Source organism: Shimia sp. CNT1-13L.2 (genome assembly GCF_024331145.1).
Taxonomy (GTDB): domain Bacteria; phylum Pseudomonadota; class Alphaproteobacteria; order Rhodobacterales; family Rhodobacteraceae; genus Shimia.
The window spans coordinates 92219-109128 of the sequence record NZ_JANDJO010000005.1 but is presented as its reverse complement, the minus strand read 5'-3'; the positions used below and the strand labels follow the sequence as shown (position 1 = coordinate 109128).

18 protein-coding genes are annotated in these 16910 nt (G+C 59.8%); 17 read left to right on the top strand and 1 reads right to left on the bottom strand.

The features are described from left to right. The 14 genes from ruvB to NNA36_RS12330 all read left to right on the top strand — a co-directional run bounded on the left by ruvB (position 1) and on the right by NNA36_RS12330 (position 12583). A complete protein-coding gene (gene ruvB, locus NNA36_RS12395; protein WP_255107433.1) occupies positions 1 to 1026 on the top strand; it encodes a Holliday junction branch migration DNA helicase RuvB in 1026 nt (341 codons plus the stop codon). 144 nt (positions 1027 to 1170) lie between these two features. Beyond that, positions 1171 to 1800: a hypothetical protein gene (locus tag NNA36_RS12390; RefSeq protein WP_255107430.1), complete on the top strand. Its 630-nt coding sequence runs from the start codon at positions 1171 to 1173 to the stop codon at positions 1798 to 1800. Then, complete coding sequence (gene thpR / locus NNA36_RS12385) at positions 1800 to 2342, top strand: RNA 2',3'-cyclic phosphodiesterase (protein WP_255107428.1); 543 nt, start codon at positions 1800 to 1802, stop codon at positions 2340 to 2342. The genes NNA36_RS12390 and thpR overlap by 1 nt, the downstream gene beginning before the upstream one ends. A gap of 61 nt (positions 2343 to 2403) precedes the next feature. Then, positions 2404 to 2793, top strand: coding sequence for a tol-pal system-associated acyl-CoA thioesterase (gene ybgC / locus NNA36_RS12380; protein WP_255107426.1), 390 nt, complete (start codon positions 2404 to 2406; stop codon positions 2791 to 2793). A gap of 113 nt (positions 2794 to 2906) precedes the next feature. Beyond that, a complete protein-coding gene (gene tolQ / locus NNA36_RS12375; protein ID WP_255107424.1) occupies positions 2907 to 3581 on the top strand; it encodes a protein TolQ in 675 nt (224 codons plus the stop codon). A 3-nt stretch (positions 3582 to 3584) separates the two neighbouring features. Next, positions 3585 to 4061, top strand: coding sequence for a protein TolR (gene tolR, locus NNA36_RS12370; RefSeq protein ID WP_255107422.1), 477 nt, complete (start codon positions 3585 to 3587; stop codon positions 4059 to 4061). Between the two features lie 7 nt (positions 4062 to 4068). Further along, entirely contained in the window at positions 4069 to 5130 is a 1062-nt protein-coding gene (locus NNA36_RS12365; protein ID WP_255107420.1) for an energy transducer TonB, read from the top strand. Then, entirely contained in the window at positions 5127 to 6446 is a 1320-nt protein-coding gene (tolB, locus tag NNA36_RS12360) for a Tol-Pal system beta propeller repeat protein TolB (protein WP_255107418.1), read from the top strand. Before NNA36_RS12365 ends, tolB begins: the two co-directional genes overlap by 4 nt. A gap of 73 nt (positions 6447 to 6519) precedes the next feature. Continuing rightward, positions 6520 to 7035, top strand: a complete 516-nt coding sequence (gene pal / locus NNA36_RS12355; RefSeq protein WP_255107416.1) for a peptidoglycan-associated lipoprotein Pal — start codon at positions 6520 to 6522, stop codon at positions 7033 to 7035. A 13-nt stretch (positions 7036 to 7048) separates the two neighbouring features. Then, positions 7049 to 7870 (top strand): tetratricopeptide repeat protein, encoded by an 822-nt coding sequence (locus NNA36_RS12350; protein ID WP_255107415.1) that lies wholly within the window; start codon positions 7049 to 7051, stop codon positions 7868 to 7870. After that, complete coding sequence (tilS, locus tag NNA36_RS12345; protein ID WP_255107413.1) at positions 7861 to 9114, top strand: tRNA lysidine(34) synthetase TilS; 1254 nt, start codon at positions 7861 to 7863, stop codon at positions 9112 to 9114. Before NNA36_RS12350 ends, tilS begins: the two co-directional genes overlap by 10 nt. 97 nt (positions 9115 to 9211) lie before the next feature. Continuing rightward, on the top strand, positions 9212 to 11131 hold the full coding sequence (ftsH, locus tag NNA36_RS12340) for an ATP-dependent zinc metalloprotease FtsH (protein WP_255107411.1): 1920 nt from the start codon (positions 9212 to 9214) through the stop codon (positions 11129 to 11131). 85 nt (positions 11132 to 11216) lie between these two features. Then, entirely contained in the window at positions 11217 to 11975 is a 759-nt protein-coding gene (locus NNA36_RS12335) for a methyltransferase domain-containing protein (RefSeq protein ID WP_255107409.1), read from the top strand. Between the two features lie 23 nt (positions 11976 to 11998). Beyond that, positions 11999 to 12583, top strand: a complete 585-nt coding sequence (locus NNA36_RS12330; protein WP_255107407.1) for an MOSC domain-containing protein — start codon at positions 11999 to 12001, stop codon at positions 12581 to 12583. 73 nt (positions 12584 to 12656) lie between these two features. Here NNA36_RS12330 and NNA36_RS12325 read toward each other — a convergent pair whose 3' ends face one another. After that, complete coding sequence (locus NNA36_RS12325) at positions 12657 to 13628, bottom strand: calcium-binding protein (protein ID WP_255107405.1); 972 nt, start codon at positions 13626 to 13628, stop codon at positions 12657 to 12659. 271 nt (positions 13629 to 13899) lie between these two features. Here NNA36_RS12325 and NNA36_RS12320 point away from each other — a divergent pair, with 271 nt between their 5' ends. From NNA36_RS12320 to folD, 3 genes are read left to right on the top strand one after another with little or no spacing between them, the layout of a single operon-like run. Continuing rightward, entirely contained in the window at positions 13900 to 15576 is a 1677-nt protein-coding gene (locus NNA36_RS12320) for a formate--tetrahydrofolate ligase (protein WP_255107404.1), read from the top strand. A gap of 55 nt (positions 15577 to 15631) precedes the next feature. After that, positions 15632 to 15937, top strand: a complete 306-nt coding sequence (locus NNA36_RS12315) for a chorismate mutase (protein ID WP_255107402.1) — start codon at positions 15632 to 15634, stop codon at positions 15935 to 15937. Between the two features lie 45 nt (positions 15938 to 15982). Next, entirely contained in the window at positions 15983 to 16873 is an 891-nt protein-coding gene (folD, locus tag NNA36_RS12310; protein WP_255107400.1) for a bifunctional methylenetetrahydrofolate dehydrogenase/methenyltetrahydrofolate cyclohydrolase FolD, read from the top strand. Positions 16874 to 16910: the final 37 nt, after the last annotated feature.

The window sequence follows — 16910 nt, the reverse complement described above, 5'->3', positions numbered from 1 at the left end:
ATGAGCGAACCAGATCCGACTTTGCGCCCCGAACCGCGCCCGGAAGATGCCGATAGGGCGTTGCGGCCTCAGGCGCTTGGGGATTTCATCGGTCAGGCCGAGGCGCGGGCGAACCTGCGAGTGTTCATCGAAAGCGCGCGACGCCGTGGCGAGGCGATGGACCACACGCTGTTTCACGGACCGCCCGGATTGGGGAAAACCACGCTTGCGCAGATCATGGCGCGGGAGTTGGGGGTGAACTTCCGCATGACCTCGGGGCCGGTGTTGGCCAAGGCGGGGGATCTGGCGGCGATCCTGACCAACCTTGAAGCGCGTGACGTCTTGTTCATCGACGAGATTCACCGTCTGAACCCGGCGGTCGAAGAAGTGCTCTATCCGGCGATGGAAGATTTCGAACTGGACCTCGTGATTGGAGAAGGTCCAGCAGCGCGGACTGTGCGCATTGAATTGCAGCCTTTCACGCTGGTGGGGGCGACGACGCGATTGGGGCTGTTGACAACGCCGTTGCGGGACCGGTTCGGCATTCCGACGCGGTTGCAGTTCTATACCGAAGACGAGTTGAACGAGATCGTGACCCGCAACGCCCGCAAGCTGGGCGTTCCCGCCGATGATGGTGGCGCGCGGGAGATTGCGCGGAGGTCGCGGGGGACGCCCCGAATTGCCGGACGGCTGTTGCGGCGTGTCGTCGATTTCGCACTGGTCGAGGGGGATGGGCACATCAATCGCGATCTGGCTGATGGGGCGCTGACGCGGTTGGGGGTGGACAACCTTGGCCTTGACGGTGCGGACCGGCGGTATCTTCGTTTCATTGCCGAGAATTATGGTGGGGGTCCGGTCGGGATCGACACAATCTCGGCCGCGCTGAGCGAGAGCCGCGATGCCATTGAGGAAGTGATCGAGCCGTTCCTGTTGCAGCAGGGCCTGATCCAGCGCACGCCGCGGGGGCGGATGCTGGCGCAGAAGGCCTGGCGGCATCTGGGGCTTGAGGCGCCGCGGCGTAGCGAGCACGGCGATCTGTTCAAGTAGGGGCCTTGCCCCTCTTGCCCCGGTCGGGGCAATTCACCCCAGAGTATTTCGCGTGCATTGAAGCCTGGCGTGCGGCCTGTCCGAGGGGTTGCTTTCCGGGGGCGGTCGGTGGAAACAGGGCGACGGAACCCAGAGGAGATCATCATGACGCCCGAGGCCGTGGAAGCCCTGTTCACCCGCAATGACGGAAGCTATGCCTTTGCCCGCTGGGGGCGGCCAATTGCGCCGATCGTGTTCGGTGTGCAGGATCAGACGCTGTCGACGGTGAAGGGCGCGATCGAGGCTGTTGCGACGCTGGCCGGGGCGCAGATGGCCGAGACCGACCCTGAGCTTGGGTCGAACCTGATGTTCTTTTTCTTTCGCGAATGGGACGAGTTGCTTGGCGTGCCGGATCTGGACCGGCTGATCCCGGATCTGAAAGCTCTGGTCGGACGCCTGTCGGCGGCAGATGCGGCGCAGTACCGCGCATTTCGGTTTGATGATGCAGGGGCCATTCAGGCCGCGTTTGTTTTTGTCCGCATGAGCGGCGAGATGGCGAAGCAGTCGGCAGATGCGGTGGCGCTTGCACAGGCGGTTCAGGTGATCCTCATGTGGGGCGACCGGGCCTTTGCCGAAACGTCGCCTCTGGCGATCCTGCCCGACAGTGGCGCGACCGTGTTGCGCCCCGAGATCGCGGCGGTGATTGCGGCTGCCTATGACCGGATGATGCCGGCCTCGGCCGATGACGCGAGCCATGCGCTGCGCCTGTTTGCGCGGCTGCGGCTGGACGACTGATGCGGGCCTTTGTGGCCATCGACCTGCCCGAGGAGGTGCGGGATGCGGTGGCCAGTTGGCAGGATGCCCTTCGCGTCGGGAGCAGGGTGCCATGGGAGAACCTGCACCTGACGCTGGCATTTCTGGATGATCAGACCGAGTTGGACCTGCGGGCTTTGCATGAGCGGCTGGCCGCGATCGAGATGCCTGCGTTCGATCTGAGGCTTTCCGGTCTGGAGCTGTTTGGCGGCAAGCGGCCCCGGGTTCTCTACGCGAAGGCAGATGGTGGCAGCGCGTTGATGGCCTTGCACAAGGCGGTGCGGCGGGCTGCCGAAGAGGTCGGGATTGGCATGCCGCGGGAACGGTTCCGCCCGCATGTGACACTGGCGCGGTTTCGGCGTGACATGATGGAAGATGAGGCGATCAAACTCGGCCGGTTCATGGCATCGCATGGCGATGTGCAGGTGCCCTCATTCGGGGTGGACGGATTCTGTCTGTTTGGATCAACGCTGCACCCGGAGGGCGCGGTGCATGAGGTCCTTGCGAGATACGACCTGACTTAGGCTTGCGCAGCGCAGCGCTTCTTGGTTTGGTGCGCTCAGGCACAGAACAGCAGGTAGTATCATGACCCACAGGTTTCCCATTCGCGTCTACTATGAAGATACCGACATGGCGGGGATCGTCTACTATGCGAATTACCTGCGTTATATCGAGCGGGCACGCAGCGACTGGGTGCGCGAGATGGGGATCGATCAGAATGCGATGAAGGACGATGATGGCGTTGTCTTTGCGGTGCGTCGGGTCGAAGCGGACTATCTGAGCCCTGCGCATTTCGATGATGAACTGGTGATCGAAACCAATACGATCAACGTGACAGCGGCGCGTCTGGTGATGGACCAGGTTGTGAAACGGGGCGAGGAAGAGTTGTTCCACGCTGTGGTGACCATCGTTTGCATTGGTGAAAGCGGTCAACCGGTACGTTTGCCGGCAAATATTCGCCTGATGTTGCATTAAATGGCGGTGGAAACCTGCCAATGACGCCTATTTGATGGCTTTCCCCCTGCAACTGCTGTAGTTTTCCTGACAAAACAAGGCCCACAATCGGGCCACAAAGGCAGAGCAGGCATATGGAAGCAGCAGTCGACTTTTCGATGTGGGCGCTTTTTGCGCGCGCCACTCTTACCGTGAAACTCGTGATGCTCCTCTTGGTGGCATCGTCGTTCTGGTCATGGTCGGTGATCATTCAGAAAATCATCAGTTACCGCGCGGCGCGTGCCGAGGCGGCGCAGTTTGATCGCGCCTTCTGGAGTGGTGAGCCGCTGGACGGATTGTTCGACCAGATCGGCACCACGCCCAAGGGGCGGTCGGAACGGATTTTTGCCGCCGGGATGATGGAGTGGCGGCGCAGTCACCGTCAGGACGGGGGTTTGATTGCCAATGCCACCAGTCGGATCGACCGGTCGATGGACGTAGCCATCGCCAAGGAGGCCGAAGACCTACAGCGCGGCCTGCCGGTGCTGGCGACGGTGGGTTCGACCGCTCCTTTTGTGGGGCTGTTCGGGACGGTTTGGGGCATCATGAATGCCTTTATAGAGATCGCGGCGCAACAGAACACGAACCTCGCCGTTGTGGCACCGGGAATTGCAGAAGCCCTTCTGGCGACGGGACTTGGCCTTCTGGCGGCGATCCCCGCGGTGATTTTTTATAACAAGCTGAGTTCGGACAGTGACCGGATCATCGCGGGCTACGAGGCCTTTGCCGATGAGTTCGCCACGATCCTCAGCCGACAGTTGGATTCCTGAGCCATGGGTGCCGGAGTGATCCAGGGGGCAGGCGGAGGCCACAAGCGGCGGCGCAGGACGCGACGCCGCTCTGCGCCGATGTCCGAAATCAACGTCACGCCCTTTGTCGACGTGATGCTTGTGCTGTTGATTATCTTCATGGTGGCGGCGCCTTTGCTGACGGTTGGCGTGCCGGTTGAACTGCCCAAGACGGCAGCAACACCCCTTCCGGGTGAACAGGAAGAGCCGCTGACGGTGACAATTGCCGCCGATGGCGTGGTTTCGATCCAGACCACGCAGACAGAGATCGAACAGCTTGTGCCAAAGCTGCGTGCGATTGCGGCTGAACGGTCGTCGCAGCGGGTTTACCTGCGGGCCGACGGCAACCTGCCCTACGAGATGGTGGTGCAGATCATGGGCGCGCTGAATGCAGGCGGGTTTACGGATATCGGTCTGGTCACGGACATTGGAGGGCCGGGCCTGAACGGGCAGGGCGGCTGAGGTCACGGTGCATATCGGGCATTATATCTCTGGTGCAGCCCATGTCGGTGTGATCGGCTGGGTCATGTTCGGCGGCGTGTTCCGGTCGGATCCGCCGCCTTTCGAGGTGACGGGCGTGTCCGTGATTACCTCAGAGCAGTTCGACGCGCTGAATGCCGTGCAACGGGCGCCGGGGCCGGAGACGGAAGTGGACGTGCCGGTGGCGCCGGAATTGCGCGAGGATGTGCCCGAGGTGCCATCGCAGGTTGATCGTGAGGTGCCGACGGATGCACCGGACAACGCGCAGGTGCCCGAACCGGATGTGACGCCGGACCTGAGCGACTTGCAGGCACCGCAGCCTTCGGATGTGACGGACGATGCGCCCGATATTGAAGCGCCGGCCGAGGAAATGGCCGTGTTGATCCCGCGCGACGAGGTGCGGCCCGTGCTGCGCCCCGCCGATCGTGTCGCGCCCGAACCTGTGGCGCCGCCCGAACCTGATGTGCGTATTGATGATGCGGTGCGCGAAGCCACGGTTCCGGATGAGCAACCGGGCGAGGCGGTGGAAGAGCCGCAGGATGCAACGGCACCCGAGGCCGCGACGACAGAGATTGTTACTGAAGCCAAGGACCAGGTTGCGCTCGCGCCGAAACGGTCATTGCGCCCCGTGCTGCGGACACGCTCGCAACCGAAGCCTTCGGTCTCGGCCGGGGCGGATGCGGCAGTCGCGGCGGCATTGGCCGAGGACACGACCCCGTCTGTGCCAAGCGGACCTCCCCTCAGTCAGGGTGAGAAGGATGCACTGCGGGTGTCGGTACAGAAATGCTGGGTCGTGGACGTGGGCAGCCAGTCAGCCAACGTCACCGTGACCGTTGGCATGTCGATGACCCGCGAAGGCAAAGTGGACGGCGCGATCAAGCTGCTGAGCAGTGAGGGCGGCGATGAACGGGCCACGAAAACCGCCTATGAGGCGGCGCGGCGTGCTATCCTGCGGTGTCAAAAGGGCGGCTATAATTTGCCGATCGAAAAATATGATCATTGGCGTGACATCGAAATCACGTTTAATCCGGAGAAAATGAGGCTGAAATGATACGGGTTCTTGCAGCACTTCTAGTTGGTTTGTTTGTGGTTGGGCAGGCGGCTCAGGCGCAGAATGGGCCTCTTCGGATTGAAATCACGGATGGGGTGGTCGAGCCACTGCCCTATGCGGTGCCAAACTTCGTGCCGGAAAACAGCGCGTCAGGTGGCTATGCCAAGGAACTGGCACGGGTGATTGCGTCGGACCTGAGCGGGACGGGGCTGTTTCGTGAGATTTCCGAAAAAGCACATATCAGCAAAATCACCAATTTCGCGTCGCCCGTACAGTTCGCGGACTGGAAGGCCGTGAATGCCCAGGCCCTGATCACCGGGGCCGTCAAGGTTTCGGGCAACCAGTTGGAAGTGAAGTTTCGTGTCTATGACGTTTTCGCGGGGCAGGAACTTGGCAACGGGTTGCGGTTCAAGGGCACGGTCGATGGTTGGCGGCGCATGGCCCACAAGGTGGCGGATGCGGTTTACAGCCGGATCACCGGTGAAGGCGGGTACTTCGACAGCCGTGTTGTTTTCGTGAGCGAAACCGGCCCCAAGAACGACCGCAAGAAGCGCCTGGCGATCATGGACTATGACGGTGCGAACCTTCAGTACCTGACGGACTCGAGCGCCATCGTGCTGGCGCCACGGTTTTCCCCGATGGGCGACAAGGTTCTTTACACCAGCTATGAGACTGGCTTCCCGCAGGTCTATATTCTGGATGTCGGCAGCGTAAAGCGCCGCGTCCTGCACAACGAAGAAGGCAGCATGAGCTTTGCGCCGCGATTTGCACCGGATGGCAAGAGCCTCTTGCTGTCGATCACGCGGGGCGGCAACACGGACATCTTCAAGATGGATATTGCCAGCGGGCGGCAGACGCGCCTGACCTCGTCACCGGCAATTGACACGGCCCCGAGTTTCAGCCCCGATGGCAGCCAGATCGTGTTTGAAAGCGACCGTTCCGGCTCGCAGCAGCTTTATGTCATGCCCGCCAATGGGGGTGAACCGCGTCGGATCAGCTTTGGGCAGGGGCGCTATGGTACGCCTGTCTGGAGCCCGCGGGGCGATCTCGTGGCCTTTACCAAGCAGAACAAGGGGCGCTTCCACATTGGCGTGATGCGTACGGATGGCAGCGAAGAGCGTCTGTTGACGGCGTCTTTCCTTGATGAAGGGCCGACCTGGGCACCGAATGGGCGGGTGATCATGTTTACCCGTGAAACGCAGGGCGCGAATGGCTCTGCCTCGCTGTTCTCGGTTGATGTGTCGGGGCGCAACCTGAAAAAGGTGAAGCTGGCAGGTGGCGGGTCTGACCCGGCGTGGTCGCCACTGCAAAAGTGAGGCGCGTTTCAAAGAAGCGCACGGTGTGGTAGAACAGAAGAAATAAAAACATTTGGAAACGCGAGGCAAAGCGATGAGCAGTTTGACGAAGGTAGGGGCCTTGCTGGCAATGCTGGCACTGGGGGCCTGTTCGAATTCCGGTATTTTTGGATTGGATGACACGTTGGGCGATGGCACCGGCGCAACCGGCGAATATGCCGAGGGCAGCCCGGATGATCCGCGTTCGATCGCGCATTTCCAGGAACGTGTCGGAGACCGCGTGTTGTTTGCCGTGGACCAGTCTTCGCTGACATCTGATGGTGAGCTTGTCCTGCTGGGGCAGGCCAACTGGCTGCTGGAAAATTCGGCCTACAAGGCGGTGATCGAGGGGCACGCGGATGAGCAGGGCACCCGTGAATACAACCTTGCGCTTGGGGCGCGTCGGGCCAGCGCGGTCAAGGAATACCTTGTGTCGCGTGGTGTTGCCTCGAACCGTTTGACCACCGTCAGCTATGGCAAGGAACGCCCGCTTGAAGTGTGTTCGGCCGAAGCCTGCTATGCGCAGAACCGCCGTGCGGTGACCGTGCTGCAAGCGGACCTGAACTTCTGATCGGAGAAACGAGATGCGCTTGATTGCGGTTTTGCTTGTTGGGTTGGCGGTGATGCCGCGATTTGCTGCGGCGCAGGATGCCGAAACGCTGGCGGATATTCGTCAGCAACTGACGGTGCTTTATGTCGAGATCCAGAACCTGAAACGCGAAATGTCGACAACGGGCGCACCCAGCGGTGTGGACACCAGCGGCACCACCCTGAACCGCGTGAATGCCATCGAGACGGAGCTTTCGCGACTGACGGGCCGGATGGAGCGGCTTGAGCAGCGGGTGCAACGGGTTGTCGAAGATGGCACCAACCGCATTGGCGATCTCGAGTTCCGCTTGGTCGAGTTGGAAGGTGGCGATGTAAGTGATCTTGGAGAGACCACCACGCTTGGTGGCGATCCCGAGGTGCCCTCGTTTGGCACACCCGAAACCAGCGATCCGGTTGATGGTGGATCGGAACTTGCGATCGGCGAGACTTCCGATTTCAATCGTGCCAAGGCAGCGCTGGATGGCGGTGATGCCCGCAGCGCGGCGGATCAGTTCGCGGCCTTTACCGATGCCTATCCCGGTAGCCCGCTGGAAGCCGAGGCGCATCTGCGGCGTGGGCAGGCGTTGGAGCAGCTTGGGGAAACCACTCCGGCGGCTCGAGCCTTTCTGGACAGCTATTCGCGCTATCCCAACAGCCCTGTTGCCGATCAGGCGCTCTATCACCTTGGCAAGTCCCTTGGCGCCTTGGGCAAGGTCTCAGAAGCCTGTGTAACGCTTGGTGAGGTACATGCCCGCCACCCCGGGTCGGACATGGTTGTTCTGGCCCAGAGCGAGATGCGCAATCTGGCGTGCAATTGAGCCGGGGGGATCAGACGCCGTCCGAAGCTCTGACGGCGTTTCTTCGTGACTTCGGGGGCAAACGTCTTGGTGTTGCCGTGTCAGGCGGCAGCGACTCGCTTGGCCTTTTGCATCTGGTACATGACTGGGGCAATACACACGGGCGGACCGTTTTTGCGGCGACAGTGGATCACGGTCTGCGCGATGAGGCGGCGGCAGAAGCCGCGCGTGTTGGAGAGATTTGCGCCGGCCGAGGTGTCGCGCATCGTGTTCTTGATTGGCGTGATTGGAATCAAAGCGGCAATCTTCAGGCCGAAGCACGCGCCGCACGCTACCGGCTGTTGGCAGACTGGGCGCGGGAACTGGAGCTGGATGCCGTGCTTCTTGGGCACACACAAGACGATCTGGCGGAAAACCTATTGATCCGCTTGTCGCGGCGGGCCGGGGTCGACGGGCTTTCTGCGATGGCCTCGCGGTTCGAAAGGGACGGGCAAGTGTTTGCACGGCCTCTGCTGGGGGTGTCGCGCGAGGCCCTGCGTGAGGACTTGCGGTCGCGGGGTATTGAATGGCTCGATGACCCTTCCAACGAGAACGCGGCCTTTGACCGCGTCAAGGCGCGGCAGGCCTTGGCTGTTCTGGCGCCTTTGGGGATCGACACCGATGCGCTTGCCGATGTGAGCCGAAATCTTAGCGATGCCCGAGAGGCTTTGGAGTGGCAGGTCAATGTGCTCGCGGCGCAGGCCGTAACGCAGGATCGCGGTGATCTCGTGGTGGAGGTTTCGTCGCTCCAATCCGCGCCTATCGAGTTGCGCCGGAGGCTGCTGGTTGCGGCTGTTCGCTGGGTCTCTGGCGCGGATTATGCGCCGCGCAGGGCAAGCCTTGGTCAGGTTATGGCAAAAATCGAAGCAGGCGAGGGCACGACACTGTCAGGATGCCTTATGACCGTCGCCAAAGGACACCTTCGGGTCACACGCGAATATGCGGCCGTCGCGAAAAGTGTCGCGGCTGGGGAGGTTTGGGATGGTCGCTGGCAACTGGACGGACCGTGGCAAGACGGAATGGAAATCCGCGCCTTGGGCGAGGAAGGATTGCGCCAGATAGATGATTGGCGGGCGGCCAACATGCCTCGAACCAGCCTTCTGTCCACCCCATCCGTTTGGATGGGGGAGACACTCGTTGCCTCGCCAATATTAGGCTTTGGAGTAGGGTGGACGGCCAATATATTGGCGGAACGGGCGGATTTCCCGCTCGGGAAGGCGCCCTGACCGGAATATCGCATTGAACATGCTGACTTGATCTCTATTTATCAAGGAACACCGCTGTGCTAGGACACGCGGCAGTCGACGATTGGGAGTTTTTGCCTTGGGCAACGCACGCAATATTGCATTCTGGGTGGTTCTGTTTCTGCTGATCCTTGCCCTCTTCAACCTGTTCAGCGGCGGCAACAGCAGCCTGCAAAGCCGTGAAATCGGGTATTCGGAATTCGTGGCAGCCGTGGATGGCGGCAGCGTCAACAGCGTCACACTTGATGGCGAGACCGTGCGCTACAAGACATCTGACGGTGGTGATTTCGTCACCATCAAGCCAGAAGACGCGGAACTGACCGGCATGCTGATTGAAAAGGGCATTCCCGTGAAAGCAGAAAGCCAGCAGCAATCGGGCTTCCAGTCGTTCATCATTTCCCTCCTGCCCTTCCTGCTTTTGATCGGTGTCTGGATCTACTTCATGAACCGGATGCAAGGCGGCGGCAAAGGTGGCGCGATGGGCTTTGGCAAATCCAAGGCCAAGATGCTTACCGAGAAACATGGCCGCGTGACCTTTGATGACGTGGCGGGCATTGATGAAGCCAAGGAAGAGCTGGAAGAGATCGTCGAATTCCTGCGTAATCCGCAAAAGTTCTCGCGCCTGGGCGGCAAAATCCCCAAGGGGGCGCTGCTTGTTGGCCCTCCGGGTACTGGTAAGACGCTGCTGGCTCGTGCGATCGCGGGTGAGGCGGGCGTACCCTTCTTCACAATTTCGGGTTCGGACTTTGTCGAGATGTTCGTCGGTGTGGGTGCATCCCGTGTGCGCGACATGTTTGAACAGGCCAAGAAGAACGCACCCTGTATCGTGTTTATCGACGAGATCGACGCCGTGGGCCGCCATCGTGGCGCAGGCTATGGCGGTGGTAACGACGAACGCGAACAGACCCTCAACCAGCTTCTGGTTGAGATGGATGGTTTCGAGGCCAACGAAGGTGTGATCATCCTCGCCGCGACCAACCGGAAAGACGTTCTGGACCCGGCACTTCTGCGTCCCGGCCGTTTTGACCGTAACGTCACCGTGGGCAACCCGGACATCAAAGGCCGTGAGAAGATCCTGGGCGTACACGCCCGCAAGACCCCGCTTGGCCCCGATGTAGACCTGCGCATTATCGCGCGCGGTACGCCGGGCTTTTCCGGTGCTGATCTTGCCAACCTCGTGAACGAGGCTGCGCTGATGGCAGCACGTGTGGGCCGTCGCTTTGTCACCATGGAAGACTTTGAGAACGCCAAGGACAAGGTGATGATGGGCGCGGAGCGCCGGTCGATGGTTCTGACGCAGGACCAGAAGGAAAAGACCGCCTATCACGAAGCAGGTCACGCTGTTGTCGGTCTCGAACTGCCTCTGTGTGATCCGGTCTACAAGGCGACGATCATTCCGCGCGGTGGCGCGCTGGGGATGGTTGTGTCCCTTCCCGAAATGGACCGCCTGAACTATCACCGTGATGAGTGTGAGCAAAAGCTGGCGATGACCATGGCGGGTAAGGCTGCCGAAGTTATCAAGTACGGTGAAGATCACGTTTCCAACGGCCCTGCCGGCGATATCATGCAGGCCTCGCAACTGGCACGTGCCATGGTGATGCGCTGGGGCATGTCCGACAAGGTTGGCAACATCGACTATGCCGAGGCGCACGAAGGCTATTCGGGCAACACGGCTGGATTCTCGGTCTCTGCCAGCACCAAGGAAATGATCGAGGAAGAAGTAAAGCGCTTCATCCAGCAGGGATACGACCGCGCTCTGCAAATCCTCAAGGACAAGAACGATGCGTGGGAACGTCTTGCGCAGGGCCTTCTGGAGTACGAGACCCTGACCGGTGACGAGATCAAACGGGTCATGAACGGTGAGCCGCCGCAGGCGGGTGGGGACGAAGGTGATGACGCTGACGAGGGTAACGCCCCAAGCGTGACCGCGATCCCAAAGACCAAGCCGCGTAGCAAACCCAGCGGCGATGGCGATATGGAGCCGGAACCCAGCGTATAAGAGACAGAAGGCCGGGGACTGACCCGGCCTTTTTTCTTGCCTCGAAGTTTGGTATGCAATGGTATGCAAAGCTTGAGGTGGGAGAATGACGGATTGGAACCCGGAAGACTATGGGCAGTTCGCGGATGTGCGGCTGCAACCGGCGTTGGATTTGCTGGCGCGTGTCGGAGCATTGCCCGCGGGTTCCGTGGTTGACCTTGGATGCGGCAGCGGTGTCATGGCTTCGGCTTTGAAGCACAGGTTCCACGCGCATGATCTTGTCGGTGTAGACAGTTCTCCTGCCATGCTGGCCAAAGCAGAGGGCAAGGCATTTGATCAACTGCAATTGGCCGACATCGAAAACTGGCTGGCCAGAGATCCCGCTTTGATCTTTTCCAATGCGGCGTTGCAGTGGGTCTGCAACCACATGGAACTTATGCCGGGATTGGCCGGCATGTTGGCAGAGGGTGGCACGTTGGCGGTACAGATGCCGTTTCAGCATGGCGCACCGTCACATCGGGGATGGTCACAAGCCGAGCGATCGGTTTTTGGCGCGGAACGTACAGAGAGCAGGTTGAACGTACTTGCCCCAGAGAGGTACTTTGACCTCCTTTCTCCGTTGGGCGACATCAATGTGTGGATGGTGGAATACACGCAGCACCTGGCCGCAAGCGTCATGGGGCACCCGGTTCGGATGTTCACGCAAAGCACCTTTGGCAAACCTTATCTGGACCCATTGGCGCATGAGGACAAAGCGCGGTTGATCGCAGCCTATGAAGCCGCTATGGCCGAAGCATACCCGCTGCGGGCGGATGGATCGGTTTTGTTCCCGTTCCGGCGGCTGTTTTTCACCTTGCGCCGATAGAGCGCCCAAGGAGACGGGATACGATGCCAGCTTTGAAACCGACCGACTATTTTGCCGAAGTGCTTTGGCTGGGCCGCGTGGCCGATAGTGTCGAGGATCTGCGTGCCGAGCCAATGGACAGCATGGTCCTGAGCTACGAGGGTGTCGAAGGCGACTGCCATGCGGGTTTGACACGCCCCTCCTGTAGCCGGGTCAAGGCGCAGCATCCGCGCGGAACCGAGATTGCCAACGTGCGCCAGCTTTCGATCCTGTCGGCCGAAGAGCTGGAAGAGATTTCCGATGCCATGGGCATCGAGGAATTTGATCCGGCCTGGGTTGGCGCCACGATGATCCTGAAGGGGATTCCGGATTTCACGCATGTTCCGCCGTCTTCGCGCCTTCAGGCAGATAGCGGGGCGACGCTGGTGGTGGATATGGTAAACCGCCCCTGCGTTCTGCCGGGGCGAGTGATCGAAAAGGAAGAACCGGGCAAAGGCAAGGCCTTCAAAACCGCATCAGAAGGCAAGCGCGGTGTGACGGCATGGGTTGAACGCGAAGGTGCCGTCAAGGTGGGTGACATCCTTCGCCTGCATATCCCGGATCAGAGGGCCTGGGCCGAAGCAGGTTAATTCTGAAGGTTGAGCCAAAGAGAAAGAGCCGCCTTTGGGCGGCTCCTGCTTGTTTCAAATTGTCTGTGTGACATCAGACAACCACGAGATCGTCGACCAGAAGAGACAGATCATCGATTCCGCGGATGGTGATCTCGTCACTGCCGAAATTGAGCCTGACGTATTTACCCATGTCCTGACCGAAGGTGTCGAGAATGTCTTGGGCATTCGTAACGCCGCCGGTGAGACCGCTGGTAAGCCGGATGGTATCGATGTCATCCTGAAAGCCAAAGATCGTATCCACTCCGTCGCTCTCTCGGAAGGAGAAAGTATCAGCGCCCAGATTGCCGTTCAGGGTGTCGTTTCCGCGTCCGCCATCCAGCGTATCTCTGCCTTTACCGCCCAGAAGCTTGTCGTTTCCAAACGAGCCCTCGAGAAGATCATACCCCTTGTCTCCTTTTATTGTGTCGTTGCCAAATCCGCCATTCAACTCATCAGCACCCTTACCCCCCATAAGGCGGTCACTTGTGGAGTTTCCGACGATGGTATCATTGCCGATCCCGCCGTTCAGGGTTGTATGTCCTGTTGCGCCGCGGATGTAATCGTGTTGGGAGATCGAAACGCCGTCGAAATCGGCGAGATTGATGGTTTTCCCCGGGGCAAGATCACCCGTAAGAAGCTGAGCTGTCGCACTGTTTATCCAGTTTTGGTATCCCGCGACACTCGTGAATCTCGGGAGATCGGCGCCTTCGAGCGAGAAAAAGCCCGCGTCATTGTCGTCAATTACGCTCAGGACAACTGTCTTGCGGAACCCGCCCCACGTGTATTCGCTCAACTCGGTGATAGAGTTCGAATCAATTTTAGACGAGTTGCCCATGTACATGTGGTAAAAATCACCGGAGATATTTGCGAGCGCGTTTAATACCAAACTGTAGGAAATGGTCGCATCGTCCCTTGGGGTCGTGATGCTGAATTCTGTTTGCGAAAACGATACATCATCAAATGTGCCGTTCCGATCCCGATCAATGAACGTGAGTTTTGTTCCGCTAAATGTATATGTGGTCATGGCGATTTTCCGAAATGAGATTCAAAATCCTTGCCCCGGTTCTATCGGTTCATAGCTGACTCTCAATAGAGAAAAACCATACCTCGTACGCTTCTATCGTGTCTGTTGCGATCCGTTTCTCACTTGTTCCAAAGTTTCCAAAAAGCGACGTGACAGAGCTCCTTCGACGCAAGGAGTATTGGAAATGTCGGAATTGCAACCTGAGTCGGGAAGGCGAGGCGGTATGCAATGGCAGACTGAAATTTCGACAGCTGCTGGGACAGGGATTGCCATGAGCTACAAAACCGACATCGAAATCGCCCGTGAGGCGAACAAGAAACCGATCCAGGAAATCGGAGCCAAAATCGGCATCGAATCCGCTGATCTGCTGCCCTATGGCCACGACAAGGCCAAGGTGAGCCAGGAGTTCATCAACTCGGTTCAGGGCAAAGAGGACGGCAAGCTGATCCTCGTGACCGCGATCAACCCGACCCCGGCAGGTGAAGGTAAAACCACCACCACCGTTGGCCTGGGTGACGGCCTGAACCGCATCGGCAAGAACGCGATGATCTGTATCCGTGAAGCCTCGCTCGGCCCGAACTTCGGTATGAAGGGTGGCGCTGCAGGTGGCGGTTACGCGCAGGTTGTTCCGATGGAAGAGATGAACTTGCACTTCACCGGCGACTTCCACGCCATCACCTCTGCGCACTCGCTGCTGTCGGCGATGATCGACAACCACATCTACTGGGGCAACGAGTGCGAGATCGACGTGCGTCGCGTTGCATGGCGTCGTGTGGTTGACATGAACGACCGCGCCCTGCGTCAGATCACCGCCTCGCTGGGCGGTGTTTCGAACGGCTTCCCGCGCGAAACCGGCTTTGACATCACCGTGGCTTCGGAAGTCATGGCGATCCTCTGCCTGGCCACCGACCTGGCCGACCTCGAGAAGCGTCTGGGCGACATCATCGTGGCCTACCGCCGCGACAAGACCCCGGTTTACTGCCGCGACATCAAGGCAGAAGGCGCAATGACCGTTCTTCTCAAAGACGCGATGCAGCCGAACCTGGTGCAAACCCTGGAAAACAACCCGGCCTTCGTACACGGCGGTCCGTTCGCGAACATCGCGCACGGCTGTAACTCGGTCATCGCAACCCAGACTGCTCTGAAAGTTGCCGACTACGTTGTGACCGAAGCGGGCTTTGGTGCCGACCTTGGTGCCGAGAAGTTCATGAACATCAAGTGCCGCAAGGCAGGCATCGCACCGTCGGTCGTGGTTGTTGTGGCCACTGTCCGTGCGATGAAGATGAACGGTGGCGTTGCCAAAGCCGATCTCGGTGCGGAAAACGTTGCAGCGGTTCAGGAAGGTTGCGCAAACCTTGGCCGCCACATCGAGAACGTCAAATCCTTCGGTGTTCCGGTTGTTGTCGCGATCAACCACTTCGTCACCGACACCGACGAGGAAGTTCAGGCCGTGAAAGACTATGTGGAAGCACATGGTTCGGAAGCCATCCTGTCGCGTCACTGGGAACTGGGTTCGGAAGGTTCGGAAGAACTGGCCAAGCGCGTTGCGGAAATCGCTGACGCCGACACCGCCAACTTTGCACCGATCTACCCCGACGAAATGCCGCTGTTCGAGAAGATCGAAACCATCGCCAAGCGCATTTACCGTGCCGACGAAGTTCTCGCTGACATGAAAATCCGCAACCAGCTGCGCGAGTGGGAAGAAGCCGGCTACGGCAACCTGCCGGTCTGCATGGCGAAAACCCAGTATTCGTTCTCGACCGACCCGAACCTGCGCGGCGCGCCGGTTGGCCACTCGGTTCCGGTTCGTGAAGTCCGTCTGTCGGCTGGTGCCGGTTTCATCGTTGTTGTTTGCGGTGAAATCATGACCATGCCGGGTCTGCCGCGCAAACCTGCAGCAGAATCGATCCGTCTGAACGAAGAAGGCCAGATCGAAGGCTTGTTCTAAGACGCAAAATGCGCTTTCTGCGGCCCGGAGAGCCTTCGGGCCGCAGGAGACAAAGATGACCGAATTGACCCCGCCACGTGATTGTCAGGATATGACGGCGCTTCGTGCCGAGATAGACGCCCTTGACCGGCGTCTTGTTGCACTTCTGGCGACACGTGCGACCTATATCGACCGCGCGATCGAGCTCAAGCAAGAGAATGGCTGGCCGGCGCGCATCCCCGATCGGGTGGAAGAGGTGGTCAGCAAGGTTTGCCAGGAGGCCGAGGGCCAGGGGCTGGACCCCAAGCTGATCGAGACTCTCTGGCGGGAATTGATTGACTGGTCGATTGCGCGAGAAGCGCAAGTGATCGTCGCCGAGTGATGCAGGGGCTGCTTGCCCTTGTCAGTGGAAAAGGAAGCAAGAGCTATGGCAGCTAACATCATCGACGGTAAAGCCTTTGCGGCAACGGTTCGCGAGAAGGTCGCGGGCCATGTAGCACGTCTCAAGGAAGAGCACGGCATCACCCCCGGTCTGGCGGTGGTTCTGGTGGGTGAAGACCCGGCCAGCGAAGTCTACGTTCGTTCGAAAGGCAAGCAAACCGTCGAAGCGGGTATGAACTCGTTCGAGCACAAGATGGATGCGGACACGTCGGAAGAGGATCTGCTGGCTGTCGTCGAGAAGCTCAACAACGATCCGTCTGTTCACGGTATCCTGGTTCAGCTGCCGTTGCCCGGCCACCTGAACGAAGACCTGATCATCAACTCGATCGCGCCGGAAAAAGACGTTGACGGTTTCCACATCTCCAACGTTGGCCTTCTGGGCACCGGTCAGAAGTCGATGGTGCCCTGCACTCCGCTGGGTTGCCTGATGATGCTGCGCGACTACCACGGTTCGCTTTCGGGTATGGACGCCGTTGTGATTGGCCGTTCGAACATTGTTGGCAAGCCGATGGCGCAGCTGCTGCTGGGCGATAGCTGCACCGTGACAATCGCGCACTCGCGCACCAAGGACCTGCCGGACGTTGTGCGCCGGGCCGACATCGTCGTCGCCGCAGTAGGCCGCCCCGAGATGGTGCCTGGCGACTGGATCAAGGAAGGCGCAACCGTGATCGACGTGGGCATCAACCGCATCGAACGCGATGGCAAGAACAAGCTGGTTGGCGACGTGGACTTTGCTTCGGCCGCTGAGCGTGCCGGTGCGATCACCCCGGTTCCGGGTGGCGTGGGGCCGATGACCATTGCCTGCCTGCTGGCCAACACCGTAACCGCCTGCTGCCGTGCAAACGGTCTGGCCGAGCCGGAAGGTCTGACCGCGTAAGCGCCGTTAGTTTCAAGGTTTATAAGGGCGGTCTAGT